We start from the raw sequence: 12723 nt of genomic DNA, 5'->3' as shown, positions 1-12723 counted from the left end.
GACCAGCTCTAACGGAATAAAAAACCCAGGTCTTCTTGCAGTTTAGAAACAATAACCGCATTTAAATCGCCATAGCCATGCTCCTCAAGTAATTTCTCGAAAATTTCCTGTGCTTTTTTACCGCGAACTGGCTGTTCTTGAGTGACGTTGTACAAGCCAACACTAAACAGCCCTTCCATCAAGTGAAAGGAAAGGATCCCCTTGCTTTGGCTCAATTCAGACATCAAAGAGATTTTATACAAGTTTTCAAGGTTTTTTATTTTTTGCAGATTAAAACGAAGTTCTAATACATCGCCATCGACTTCAAACATGCACCATCATTCTCCTTTTTAAAAATTTTTAAGCCCCAGCTGGTTCACCATTTCCACCGTCTCCATTTTCGCTGTCACCAGGCATCATGCCGCCTTCTTGATCAGACAAATCAACCAAAGGCCCGTTTCCTTCCAGGCTAATCGAATAGGTAACCGCATCATCAAACGGTGCCTCGATTGGATAATCCGTCACAATCGCAATACCGCCAAATAGTGCTTGTTTTGTCTTTTGATTAACGACCTTTAGGCAAACGAACTCATCATCATGAAATGCTTTTGACAGTGCTTTGTGAGATTCATCATCAGCAACATAAAGACCATCATTATCGATGGACCATTCCTTCATGCCGCCGATTTTGGCCTTCCACCCGCCCTTTGTATCTTTGGAAGTGACCTCAATGGAGTCTTTGGAACGGTTGATCGTTAAACCTTGCTGACCAGCAACAGCCAGCAATTTATCACCAGTGCTATTAAATACCGCCAATAAAATATCCTTTCCAGCTACAGCTTTTGTCGCTGTCCCGGAAAAATCGCAATAAAGATTGTTTTCAAAAGCCATCGCTATCACACTCCTTAAATCTTAACTTTAAAACCATAAGAAACCCGGAACAGGAACCCCAGCACTGCATGATGTTCCTTTGTTTGTGGTTCGATGTAATTTGAAACAAGGCCGCTTTCCACTTGACCCCAGAGCTCGTATCCTTCTGGCAGACGAATATACTCCGTCAAGGCTTCATCCACCGCCTGGATGTTCCGGTAATGAGGAACACTGCTACCAGGTGGAGAAATAATATGAACATGAACCTGGTATTCATGGACAAACATCGTTTTTGTATTCCGCGGCCGAGAATTAATAAATTCCAAAAAGGTAAACGGTGGCTTTTCAGTCCGCGGAATATCATCCAGGCATTTCAGATCAGTTCCTTCATGGATCCGATCCTGGATCGGTTTGTGAAGGTCCAAAAGCGAAAGTTTTCTTAGCATTTAACTCACTTCTTCCTCAGTTCTTCAAGTAAATCTTGACGGAAAATCGGCTGTTGGATGTTGACGTTTGTCCGCAAATAATATTGACCCGGAACATAACCAATCGTCCGGCCACCACGAACAAGCCTGTGGCCGAATTCCACATGCGGTGCGTAATCCTTGGTATAACCAAATGTATCGCCAGCCGGATTCACTGTCGCACTCAACCGCAATTCACCGGTGTCTTTTGGAGTTCCACCCTTAGACGGATCCGTCGACCGAACAGCTCGATTCCGCAATTCAAGAATGTTTTTTTGTTCTACCTTTTTGAAATCAGTTTCGCTTTTACGCTTTAAAGCCCTAGCAAGAGATTCAACGCCCATCCATTCATAGTGAATTCTCATGGATCATCAGCCTTTACATGGCAAAGACGCCACCGACGGAAATCCTTTTTTAAATCGGTGATGGCATAGGAAACGCCTTCTATTTCGACGCGTTCAGCACGCTCCAGGACAGAACGCGGTGCGTCTGTTAATAGTTTCTGATGCGTTTCTAAAACTTCACGATCCATAACCGCAATTTCTTCCAGCGACCATTGAGTTAAAACCCCTTTATACGAACCAATAGGAACCGGTTCATAGATTGGATTGTTTAATTCATCGCGGCCGACTACTTCCAAAGCAAAAAAATGGACCGGCTTCATCCTCATAGAAACCGGACCTTTCTATCTTCGTCGTCTTTCAGCATTTCCCGATATTCCATCAATTCCGCTTCATATGGCCGCAACAGATCATCAATGAACCGGATGGAAAAGACGTCAACTTTTTCTTCAGTTACGCCTTCATGGTTCATTTGATGGCGATTATACATAGCGGTGACAATTTCCACGCCGATCGATTCCAATTCATCCGGTAAAGATTCCTGCCGCAAACCGATACGCAAAAGGATCCGGTCGGTGGCTGTTTTGATTAATTCTTCCGCCAGCGTTTCGTCAATGTCCGGAATTCGGACCTTTAAACGCTCCAACATATTATCACCGCTTTATTTTTTTGCTTTTGTTTTGGACGTCGGCTTTTCCGTCGTTTTCTTTTCTTCTTGTTTTTCCTCTTTAACCAGAACTTCAACAATTAAAGGCTCTTTTCTTCGGTTTTTGTCGCTGGCCAATTCTTCAGCACGCTCCTCATCCAATTCGATGCCTTCACGCGGATAAAAATCGCCAGCCCGATAGATATAGCCATTATCCTTTAGGTCTTTAAAATCTTTAATTACAACGAATTTCCGCATTAACTATCACCTCCACCAAACACTTCACCTTCGAGAGCTTCCAGCCGCGAAATGATTTCATTGTATTGTTCCTCTGTGCCAAACCCTGGTGGACCTTCAGGACCCTCTGGCCCTTGAGGTCCTTCAGGTCCTTGTGGGCCTCTTAAATTTCCTTGTTTTTGCCAGGTTCCGTTGACATTGCTGAAAATATCCCCGGTGCTAGTATTCAAAAAGACATCACCAGGCTGGCCATCGTTTGAAGTGGGATCGCTCGTGCCAAAAATAAATCGCATACTCGATCCACCACCTGCATCACCACCGATTATTTTTACCGGCAGTGGATTTTTATCCGAAACGGACTTCCCATCCGGTGTTTGTAAAACTTCAGCCAAAGCGAACCCCCCTTTCTTATGCACCATCCACGTCTAACTCAGTTTTAAATTTGAACTTCACGATACGGATCGCTTTTGGCTCATAAACACGCTCCCAGTTTGAACCATCGGCCAATTCTTCATTTGTTGGGAATACATCGGCAACATTATTCTCCGTCCATTTCACACCGCGAGGATGCAAAATCTGGATACGACGGTTAATTAAGAAATCTTCACCGCTAGAAGATTGACTGTTTCTATCAACCTCTGTCGGTAAAATGTTTGGATGAGAGCCAACGCCAGATGCAATCGCACCGGTACCAAAGAGGTAAATAACCCCTTCTTTTGTTTGAGTGTCATAAGGCATGGCATCATCGACGATAACACGTTTGTTCATGAAATAAGGAATTCGGTCGGTTTGATCGGCTTCTTGAACGTATTCAATTAACTGACGTTTTGCAAGATACGCTTCTACAGCAGAATGCATCATCACGCCTGTTAAAAGGTCTTTCGCATCACCCATGAGCTGGCCAGCATCAATAAAGCTATCGCCATCAAGCAACGCGTCAGAACCAGGCTCACCAGTGATGTCCAAAACCTTATCGGCCATGCTATCAGAATTGAAAATGCCTTCCAATGTCGCTAAAAGCATTTTCTGGTCCTGACGGATCCAGTAATCGGCCACCAAATCTGCGATTGCTCGCATTGGATCGTCACCAGAAAGCAATGCAGATAAACCACTTGCACCCCACATACGAGCTCGTCCTTGCTTGCGAGCTACGTCTTTACCAGACGTGATTTTTCCAGCAGTTAGGTTCCCTTCATCACGAATAACCTCGGAATCGCCCGTTAAATCGTTCCAGAAAGGCATATTAACCAGCGTATTCGGACCACTGGCCAAAGCATCAAATTCAGCGTTTCGTTCAATGATGCCACTTTGAACCAGTGCCGATTTTTCCGTCGTTCTTTGGACAACATATTCAGTGAAAATTTCCGGTTGAATAATATCCTGTAGACGAGTAGTCACTTCACATCACCCTTCATCATTGATTTTTCGCTTGAGCTTTTAGACGTTTGTAAAGCTCTGGATCGGTTCTGAGTAAACGTCCTTGTTCGGTTAAGTTGAAATGCTCTTTGCTAAACGGATTTTTAAAACCACCCTGCTGACCGTCCTTTTTAGGTGGTCGCCCTTTCAGTTTTTCCTTCATTCTCATATCCGCAAGTTTGTCGACAAGCGAAATGAAAGTTTTCACCGCTTCTTGTGTTTGTTCAGCATCATCGCGGACTACGAAGGAAAGAACATCATCGTCGGCCATGATTCCGGCCTCGCCTAGCATTTTTGTGGCTTCCCTTCCCAATTCGTACCGCAGCTGTGCCTTTTTCAGCTGTTCATTTTCTCGGCGTAACTTTTCCAGTTCGTACTCCCGTTTTTGTTCAGCGTTCATTTTCGCGAGTTTTTCCGCTTCTTTGATTGCCTCCTCTTTATCCTTTAAGGCACGTGCCAAACGTTCTTTTACAATCCGATTGACCTCTTCCTGGGTAAAAAGTTTTTCCTTTTTGTTTGGCTTTTTATTTGTATTATCGTCGTCTTCACCGGAATGCGGTCCCGGTTCAGTTCCAGGATTTTCGTCATCATGCCCCTCGTAACCAGGATCGTCATCTCCAGGATTATCATCCTGTGCGAAAAATTGAAGATCCAATTTAAGCAAAGAGTCTTTCTTCTCGTCGATTTCATTCATAAAAATTGTCATTCCAAACTCCCCTTTTTTACGTCTTGTTTGACGGTTATTCCTTGCACCTTTTAACGCCTTAAGCAAGTTTTGGGCACAAAAAAACACAGCTATAAAGGCTGTGTTAACAAAAAAGTATATAAAAAAAGCACCCAACTACTTTTTTAATTAGTCGGTGCTTTTATTGAAAAATAACCTTCCCAGTTTCAGGATCGATAATTTTAAAATCTCCTTTTTTCGTCGTGAATTTATCTTCGCGAGAGTATTCTCTTCTGACTTTTTCAAGGTCAACGCCTTTCGCTTTCAGCCTAGCATCCGTTTCAGCATTAAGGCGACGCAAAAATTCTTGATCCTCTTTACTCAACATCATCAATCATCTCCATTCGTATAACGGTCATTCGTCCTTCTTCGACAACCTCAGTTATTCGGAACGAAGCACCGCGTTTTATTAAAAATTCGTATTCTTCATCTTTGAAAAGGCTTATTTCATTGATATAAGCCCCTCGACCCTTTCCACCCGGAACAGTTATTTCAAACATGACATCATAAGACGAAAAAGCTCCTTCACGCAGAACGCTGGTGCTCATATAACCGTCATCTTTATAAATTGTTCCTTCCAGGTCTTTCAAGCGTTCCGAGCTTGAAGGAAGTGCGTCTCTGCCCACATTTCTATACACCATTATACCATCTTTTAACTCAAATTTCCTTATAGCTTCGTCTATGTGCTTTATTTGTTCTTTGACCCGTTCACTGCCCGGACGTTTACCACGAAGATAACCGTTTATTTTTCGATAAGCAGTACCAGTATATTCCCGAATAGCTTCATTTTCATCCGCTGATAATCCCTTAATCCAATTCAGATCATCTTTACCAAGCCACTCTCTGACTTCATCTGGAGATTCAAAACGCTTCGGATCAATGGTCCGCGGTTCCAAAACACCAATGAAGGTCGTCCGGCAATGCGGATGAAATGGTGGAAAATTGACGCCCACTTCCAATTCATCAAACCGAAAGACTTTTCCATGCATCCGACGACAAATATCCGACGTTTTACGGTCAATAATTGCCACCAGCTCGTATTCTTCCACACCAGCGTTTTTATAGGCATGGAGATGAGCCTGATTCAAAATAAAAGCCGCTTCAGTCCAAACAAGCCGCCTAGCATCATAATAGCTAACACCAAAACGCTCCCGAACCTCTTTAATCAACTTTTCATAGTTATCCCCCCTCGCTAAAGCATCACGATAGCGAGTTTGCAGATGGTTCAACAGTTTTTCTTTGTTGTTCCAAATACGATCCGAGAAATTCTCATCATTTATCCAGCCAGAATAAATGGTGTCTCGTATAATCGCTTCATTCATGGCCAGGAAACGATGACCAAGACCAAGTTCACGCATCATTTGTTCATAATGATAGCCATAGGTTTCTCTCAAGTGACGCTCCAATTCCCGGTTTTCAATCGCCCCCAATTCCAGCAATTTCAGCATGGTAGAATAATGCAATCCTTGAAGGCGATTCAACTGGTAAATGCTTTCCCGGACCGGCAACAAGTGAGCAAACTCCGGATATTTTTCAGCAAAGGCGTCCATATTTTGAAATAACAATTCCCGGTCCTCTTCAGACAGCTCCTGCATCATGACCCGGAATTCAATAACATTGTCTCTACCGTAACGCTGAAAATAATCGGCTATTTCTTTTTCTAATTCCCTGGCGATTCGGTCGTATTCCTTTTTTAGTTTTCGAGTGGCTTTTTCGTCTTTATTGTCCTGACGGTTAAGCCATTGCTGGTGACGACCGATCCAATATTCTCTATTCTTCCTGGCCATCGTCTAACTCACCGCTTCCGAAAAAAGGCGAATTCATGGCGCGATTAAAGGAATTGATTTCTTCCCCTTCCTTCTCTTTTTGGATTCGGTCCAATTCATTCTGGACGTTATCGACAACAGACAGAACGGATAGCTGTGTCTGTCTTGAAGTAATTCCGGCCAATTTTTCCGCCGTTTCCGCTTCTTCCAAAATGTTGTTTGGAATGTTCCGCGTAAAAACATATTCGATGTTCAGATATTCGTCCGGATCCACGCCAAAGTTCGTCGGAATATTGAACATCATTTTAAAACGCCGGATCATGCCATTGTTGAATTTCCGCTCTTTCATTAGAGCGATGTTTTCCATCGGCTGGAGTTTGTATTTCAATGCAATCCCGGACGAAGTGCCGAACTTTTCGTCGGATATATTGGCCACCATCGAAATCTGAAAAATAAGCCTCTCCAGCCTTTCAATCAAATTCTCCTGAGTAGTGTCCGCGTTCGGTTTGTCCAGGAACTCCAGTACGATTTTTTGACCGTCTCCGGATTTCAGATTGATCACGCGATTATCCCGGATTTGCTTTATCGTTTCCTCGTCTAATTCAGCACCCAGGATGGCCAAGTAGGCGTCGGCAAAATAATCAACATCGTTCGCTTTTTCTGATATCGCCTTATTGTAGGCGTTGATAAGTGTCTCCACATTTTCAAAGGCCGACTGACGCTCGTTATTTTCGACATATTCAATTAAAGGAACATCGCCGAAAAAATGCTCCTGGCCTTTTTCTTCAATCACGAGTTCGCCATCATCAGACGTAAAAAAATCGCGTTCATCATAACGCGAATAAATCGTCCCATAAGACCGCTCTTTATCGTCTTTTAGCACACGAACGCCGTATAACGGTTCCTGGGCAACCGTATTGTCATAAATCACAAACGCCTCACGCGGATCCACATAGGTCACCCTAGTATGAGCATTTTCATCCTGATAAAGAAATTCATAGGCATGACCATAAATTGAACACATCTTCGAGAGCTCAGCGTTATTATCGTTTTGACTGTTTCGTTTAGCAATTTCTTTCATTTTGGCCGCCACTTCTTTATTTTTATGAATGGTTTTGACCGGAATGCCAATAAAATAACCGTTCAGCATGTCAACAATGTATTTTGCAAAATTGACCACTAAACGGTTATCCGGTTTTCCTAGTTCTTTTTCTTTTTCATACAAAATCGGATGTTTACCCATGTACATATTCATCAACCGATCGTAGCGAGGAAGTCTCGCCGCATGACGGTCCAGGAAATCCTTTAATTTTTCGCTCGTTAGTTCTTCATTCGGATCCATGATGAAAATATCCACTTAAAACAGCCCTCCTTTGAACAGCTTAACGGTCGTATAATCTTGAACCGATTCAGCCACGCCAGTCAGAGCATCCGGTGCGTCGTCATATGCGTTTTTTCCTTCTCTTTGGTAGGTCGTTAAGGCCTGGTAAAGTTCCGGCCATCTATGCCGCCAATTGGCAGGAAAATAGATATGTTCCATCACCCAGGTAGCATTTGAGAGGATCCTCGCCTCTTTGTTTTTGCTTTGGTAGAAAAAATCAAAGCTCGTCCGATTGGTGCCATATTTTTCTTTTAGGATACGCTGGACACTTCGACCAAAGCCCCGGCCGCCATTATTCGATTCAATCCTGGCCAGGTTCACTTTATGTTCATATAGTTTTTGAGCCAGCAAAGGCTCGGTCACTTCCATCGGCTCTTTTGTATAAATGGCATCCAGAATATAGGCTTCTTTGTCCTTTGTTTCCGCATAAATGAAGGACGCCAAATAATCGCCACCGGTATCGGCAGTGTCGGTATAGGACGCAATCCTGACCACATTTGATGGCAATTCATCATACGTTTTAAACCGCGAATACAATCGGCCTTTGATATCGATCGGTTCTTGCTGATAGTTTGCACTGGCCACTTCAGTACTCATGGCACTTGTTTTTTGTTCATATTCCTTCCGCGTTAAGATTTCATCACACAGCATAGAACCGTCGTCCTGGACCGCCTTCATTTTTATGTGCCTTACCGAATAGCCCAATTCCGGCAATTCACGTAAAGCTCTACCGGCCAGATCGTCCGAATGCCAACGCGTCATAATGATGATGATTTTCCCGCCGGTTTCCAGCCGAGAGAGCATGGTGTTCACGAACCAGGACCAATGTTTCTCCAAAACATCCGCGTTAAAGGCTTCCTCGGCATTTTTTATCAAGTCGTCAATGATAATAAGGCTTGCACCGAACCCAGTCGCTGTCCCGGTCGGGCTTGTGGCCAGGTAATTGTTAAAACCGCCTTCCAGGCTCCACAGGTTCATGGCCGCATCGCCATGTTTTATCCGAACTCCAGGAAAAATGTCCGAATAAACGATTTTCCCTTCATGAGCCTTTACTTCCTGAATCGAATTTCTGACCTGTTTTGAAAAAACGGTGGAAAGCGTCTCGTTATAGGAACCAGTCATAATTTTTTCATGTCGATTCTTACCAAAAACCCACTGAGCGAATAGCCCGGCAGTCCGCGACTTACCATGCCGCGGTGGAATGTTGATCACCAGGACGTCATCCTCACTAAAATAAAACTGCTGCATGCTGTTACACAATTTAACAAGGAAATTTCTCTCCGGCCGGTAAAAGTCCGGTGCCAAGGCATGGCAAAAATAAAAAAACTCGCGTCTTGCGAGTTCAATTTTTGCCCCTAGCCTTATTCGTTCTCGTTTATCCATCTTCGACCAACTTCTTCAATTCTTCCGTCGTTAGATCAGCAAACGGATTGTGAAGATTGACGCCCCCGGAAAGTTCGGTTTCTTTTTTATCTCGCCAAACTTCCGGCTTCCGGTTTTTGAGCCAGAATATTTGAGCCGTCACATCGCCAGGAACGTGCTTAACCGTTTTTTCAACACGTTTCTTTTTCTTACCGTCCGATTCTTCAATGTACGTTTTAACTTCTTCGTATTCGTAGCCGAGTGCCCTTTTCAGCAAAACATTTTCAACTTCGCGATCAACAACCTCTTTCCCATTTTTTAAGGCCTCGGAAATCTCGGGAAAACGTTTAATCCAAGTGTACAGCGTATCCGGATTGATGCCTATATTTTTGGCGATTTGCTCATTGGTAAGACCATCTCTGGCCCAGCCTTCGATTTTTAGAAGGCCCTCTTTAGTTATCCATTGATGGTACTTCCCCCTTTTTCCTCTCAATTTACATCGCACCTACCTCCTGCCAAAATCACTCTAACTTAACAGCATTTTGACCGGTGAATTCTTCCCAACGCCGGATGATAACTTCAGCATAAACCGGATCATACTCCATCATGTGGCAAATACGACCAGTCTGTTCACAGGCAATCAACGTTGACCCAGAACCGCCAAACGGATCCAGGACACGTTCTCCAGGCTTACTAGAATTCCGAATGGCTCCCCTAACTCGCTTGTACGTCGGACGATTCACTCCCATCAAGTCAATCAATTCCCGATGACTCAATTTCTCTTTTCGTTTTTTCTTCCGTTTTTTCATGTTCATCACTCCAGAGTAAAATAAAAACGCCTGTCATTTAGACAGACGTTCCCGTGTATTTTGTATGTCTTGTTCAACTATCGCACCCGTTAGTTCAATTATTTTTTTAGTTCTTTTTTGTCAGGCAGTCTCTTATAAATATCAAATAAATCTATTATAGTTTTTTTAATAAATTCATCTCCACCAGTTCCATTTATTGCAGTATCAAGCCTTGCATACATAATCATTAACAGACTTTTCGCTTCCGACTCATCTAATTGAGTAATTTTCTCTTTTACTTTTTCAATTTCTAACAACAAAAACCCCTCCCATTCAACAGTATAGCACTTTCACTATCCTGCCCCGTTAGTTGAATAAGAAAAAAGCGATGAAATCAACATTCACGTTTAACAAATCCTTGGAATAAAAACACCACCCCGATCGGAGTGACGCCCTGCTTCAACATATCCCACGATACCATCATAACACGTCTGGAACAAAATAATCTGTCATCTTTCCGTCATTTTTCCTTCATTTTTCTGTCATAAAAAACACCCTTTAATTAGGGTGCTTTTATGCAAAACTGTATGTTATAGGTTGTGGATTTTGCATCTCTGAAGATAATTCACGGAGTTCTTTAATATTTTCTGATTCATTATAGATATCATCAAAAGAATAATCATTGTTAGCTAACTCGTTACACAGCTCCTCCATTTTATCAAACACAATTTTGTAATTTGTCAATTTTATCTCCTCCTCAATATATTATACGATCGGTAATCCTGTTTGTGATTGTATATCCTTTCTGGCAGGCGTTAAATCCATCTTTTCACCACAGCCGGGACATTCTAGTATATTATTCGGAGGGAATGGAATATGACCGCTTTCTAATGGCTGTACCTGACCTAAGTTTGCCTGTATCTTCATTATTTTATTACATCTACGGCACTGCAAGTCAAATACAGCCTTAGTTCCTCGACCATTAGGTTGTCCCGGAGGTTGTGAAGGAGGATGAATGGCTTTGAAAATCTGCGAGTCAATTGTTTCAAATACTTTATAAATATTTGTGTCCAAAGTCATTTTAAGCAAAGTATAGTAACGACGGATAGCATCTGCAAGCTCTAAATTCTGGGAATAATCATCAATTTTTAACTTCATTCTTTCCAAATCGTCTATTTTTATTGATCTACCATGGGTGAGCCATTTGCTATGGTCAGCCAATTCAGATGCTATTTCTTCCGCACGATGTAGCTTCTCTTCATATGTAACAGGTGAACCATCCGAAGAATGAAAATTCCAATCCTTAAATTTATACTTTACAAGCCACTCTCTGACAAGCTCTTTTGCAAAATTCAAAGCATTTTGTGCCCCTTGAAGTTCACCAGGAGATATCCCCTGCAATATTGGAATATATGCTTTGTTCAAAATTCCTGTTCTTGTCACTTCATCTTTAATTTCTTCCATTCCTTTTATAAGAGCATCAGCTGAAAAGGTTTTACCTCCTCGAGTAATTTGAGCATCGATTGGACCTAATGCAGAAGCAGGTTCCATTAAAATAGCATCACAGGACATAGCAATAATGGTTCCCGCACTTTTGGACCAACCTGGCACAATCACAGCAACATCATTGTATTTTTCTCTAATTAGCTTAACAATATCTTCAGCTACTTCACCTGATCCGCCTGGGGTTTCCAAAATAAGATCCAATGCATCCCCAGAAAGGTTACTTAACTGATCGTTTATTGCCAATAAATCATCATAAACAATTGAAATCGGTGCGTTATTCTTATTCAAATCGGCCGCATAGACTAAGATGTCTCTTCCACCACGCAATTCAGAAATCCTTTTTAATTGCCTTTTTCTTTCTTTGTTAAGCTCTTCAAAAGTGAGGTTTTTTTCTAAATATTCTGTAAAGATACCCATAAGTTACCCCCCTTGATATAAATTAATTATAAAAAATGATATAAAAATCCTCCTTTTCCATAAAAAAATAATAAAAAATCCTCTTTTTTTCCTAAAAAAAGACACCTAAACAGGTGCCTCTTCCTTATACACTTCAATTCGCAACGCGAAGGCCAGCTTATAAAACGCCTTCTCACGGATACGGTAAAACTTCGATTCGCTGATTCCCATTTCGTTGTAAACTTCGTAATCGTATGGTTCGTCAATAGACAAGTATCGCTTAATAATCAATTCCCGCTCCATTTTGTTCAGTCGATTCACCGCGCGGCGTATTCTCTCCATGTACTCGTCTCTTTCACGCTCAAAGTCCACCTTCTTGATCGCCGCATCTTCCGTAGACGAGTGAAACGCATTTGTCTGCGACGGCGGCACGAGAGAGTACGTTTGCGTCACGCGTGGCAGGAATTCGTCCGGAACCGTCAACATATACATGCGATATTTTTCAAGTGCTGCCTCGACTGCTTCTTTTGTTTTTTCTCCGTCCGTGTCACGCAAAAAAGACAGTTGATAATACCGTTTGCCCACTCGGACCCCTCCCGTGGTATAATATGGTTTGAGGACGATATTTTACCTTCATCCTTTTTAACTTGACCGGGAGAAGTCCGGTCTTTTTTATTTAGGTCCGAACCTTACGCCTTGCAATTCTGTGTCTCCGTCGGATCGTACTTATTCACGAGTGTATATCCACGCAACTGGTACTGTTTCACTTTCCATTTTCGTTTCGTTCTGACTTCCTTGTGTGTTTTTGGATGACGCAAAATATAGATCATTCGGTTCCCTCCAATGC

The 12723-nt window shown here is 42.5% G+C and carries 21 protein-coding genes; all 21 read right to left on the bottom strand.

All coding sequences use genetic code 11. The annotated features are described in order from the left end of the window. Window positions 1–8 precede the first annotated feature (8 nt). On the bottom strand, window positions 9–311 hold the full coding sequence (locus tag RI196_RS03915) for a hypothetical protein (protein WP_010899649.1): 303 nt from the start codon (window positions 309–311) through the stop codon (window positions 9–11). A gap of 28 nt (window positions 312–339) precedes the next feature. After that, a complete protein-coding gene (locus tag RI196_RS03910; RefSeq protein WP_311066948.1) occupies window positions 340–870 on the bottom strand; it encodes a phage major tail protein, TP901-1 family in 531 nt (176 codons plus the stop codon). A 14-nt stretch (window positions 871–884) separates the two neighbouring features. After that, window positions 885–1295 (bottom strand): DUF5072 family protein, encoded by a 411-nt coding sequence (locus tag RI196_RS03905; RefSeq protein WP_311066947.1) that lies wholly within the window; start codon window positions 1293–1295, stop codon window positions 885–887. A 5-nt stretch (window positions 1296–1300) separates the two neighbouring features. Further along, window positions 1301–1678 carry a hypothetical protein gene (locus RI196_RS03900; protein ID WP_010899652.1) on the bottom strand — a complete coding sequence of 126 codons (378 nt, stop codon included), beginning with the start codon at window positions 1676–1678 and terminating at the stop codon, window positions 1301–1303. Beyond that, window positions 1675–1977 carry a hypothetical protein gene (locus tag RI196_RS03895; protein WP_311066946.1) on the bottom strand — a complete coding sequence of 101 codons (303 nt, stop codon included), beginning with the start codon at window positions 1975–1977 and terminating at the stop codon, window positions 1675–1677. Before RI196_RS03895 ends, RI196_RS03900 begins: the two co-directional genes overlap by 4 nt. A gap of 2 nt (window positions 1978–1979) precedes the next feature. Continuing rightward, window positions 1980–2303 carry a phage head-tail connector protein gene (locus RI196_RS03890; RefSeq protein WP_311066945.1) on the bottom strand — a complete coding sequence of 108 codons (324 nt, stop codon included), beginning with the start codon at window positions 2301–2303 and terminating at the stop codon, window positions 1980–1982. Window positions 2304–2315: 12 nt separating this feature from the next. Beyond that, a complete protein-coding gene (locus RI196_RS03885) occupies window positions 2316–2558 on the bottom strand; it encodes a hypothetical protein (RefSeq protein ID WP_311066944.1) in 243 nt (80 codons plus the stop codon). After that, window positions 2558–2929 carry a hypothetical protein gene (locus RI196_RS03880; protein WP_311066943.1) on the bottom strand — a complete coding sequence of 124 codons (372 nt, stop codon included), beginning with the start codon at window positions 2927–2929 and terminating at the stop codon, window positions 2558–2560. Before RI196_RS03880 ends, RI196_RS03885 begins: the two co-directional genes overlap by 1 nt. Window positions 2930–2945: 16 nt before the next feature. Continuing rightward, window positions 2946–3935 carry a coat protein gene (locus RI196_RS03875; protein ID WP_311066942.1) on the bottom strand — a complete coding sequence of 330 codons (990 nt, stop codon included), beginning with the start codon at window positions 3933–3935 and terminating at the stop codon, window positions 2946–2948. A gap of 16 nt (window positions 3936–3951) precedes the next feature. Next, window positions 3952–4659 (bottom strand): DUF4355 domain-containing protein, encoded by a 708-nt coding sequence (locus tag RI196_RS03870; protein ID WP_311066941.1) that lies wholly within the window; start codon window positions 4657–4659, stop codon window positions 3952–3954. A gap of 160 nt (window positions 4660–4819) precedes the next feature. Further along, on the bottom strand, window positions 4820–5008 hold the full coding sequence (locus RI196_RS03865; RefSeq protein ID WP_041820884.1) for a hypothetical protein: 189 nt from the start codon (window positions 5006–5008) through the stop codon (window positions 4820–4822). Next, window positions 4995–6464, bottom strand: a complete 1470-nt coding sequence (locus RI196_RS03860; protein ID WP_311066940.1) for a minor capsid protein — start codon at window positions 6462–6464, stop codon at window positions 4995–4997. The genes RI196_RS03865 and RI196_RS03860 overlap by 14 nt, the downstream gene beginning before the upstream one ends. Further along, window positions 6448–7800, bottom strand: a complete 1353-nt coding sequence (locus tag RI196_RS03855) for a phage portal protein (protein WP_311066939.1) — start codon at window positions 7798–7800, stop codon at window positions 6448–6450. The genes RI196_RS03860 and RI196_RS03855 overlap by 17 nt, the downstream gene beginning before the upstream one ends. Beyond that, a complete protein-coding gene (gene terL, locus RI196_RS03850; protein WP_311066938.1) occupies window positions 7801–9207 on the bottom strand; it encodes a phage terminase large subunit in 1407 nt (468 codons plus the stop codon). It abuts the gene before it with no gap. Beyond that, on the bottom strand, window positions 9200–9679 hold the full coding sequence (locus RI196_RS03845) for a transposase (RefSeq protein ID WP_311066937.1): 480 nt from the start codon (window positions 9677–9679) through the stop codon (window positions 9200–9202). Before RI196_RS03845 ends, terL begins: the two co-directional genes overlap by 8 nt. A 28-nt stretch (window positions 9680–9707) precedes the next feature. Continuing rightward, on the bottom strand, window positions 9708–10001 hold the full coding sequence (locus RI196_RS03840; RefSeq protein ID WP_311066936.1) for a DNA methyltransferase: 294 nt from the start codon (window positions 9999–10001) through the stop codon (window positions 9708–9710). Window positions 10002–10093: 92 nt separating this feature from the next. Further along, window positions 10094–10291 carry a hypothetical protein gene (locus RI196_RS03835; RefSeq protein WP_029761922.1) on the bottom strand — a complete coding sequence of 66 codons (198 nt, stop codon included), beginning with the start codon at window positions 10289–10291 and terminating at the stop codon, window positions 10094–10096. A 256-nt stretch (window positions 10292–10547) separates the two neighbouring features. Next, complete coding sequence (locus RI196_RS03830) at window positions 10548–10718, bottom strand: hypothetical protein (RefSeq protein ID WP_008880443.1); 171 nt, start codon at window positions 10716–10718, stop codon at window positions 10548–10550. 21 nt (window positions 10719–10739) lie between these two features. Next, a complete protein-coding gene (locus RI196_RS03825) occupies window positions 10740–11897 on the bottom strand; it encodes an SDH family Clp fold serine proteinase (RefSeq protein WP_311066935.1) in 1158 nt (385 codons plus the stop codon). Window positions 11898–12002: 105 nt separating this feature from the next. Next, window positions 12003–12461, bottom strand: a complete 459-nt coding sequence (locus RI196_RS03820) for an ArpU family phage packaging/lysis transcriptional regulator (protein WP_311066934.1) — start codon at window positions 12459–12461, stop codon at window positions 12003–12005. Window positions 12462–12565: 104 nt separating this feature from the next. Then, window positions 12566–12706 (bottom strand): hypothetical protein, encoded by a 141-nt coding sequence (locus RI196_RS03815; RefSeq protein ID WP_311066933.1) that lies wholly within the window; start codon window positions 12704–12706, stop codon window positions 12566–12568. Window positions 12707–12723: the final 17 nt, after the last annotated feature.

Origin of the sequence: Aeribacillus composti (assembly GCF_031760945.1) — a bacterium.
In the GTDB taxonomy this organism is placed as follows: Bacteria; Bacillota; Bacilli; order Bacillales; family Aeribacillaceae; genus Aeribacillus; species Aeribacillus composti.
This window is presented reverse-complemented; position numbering and strand designations above follow the sequence as displayed.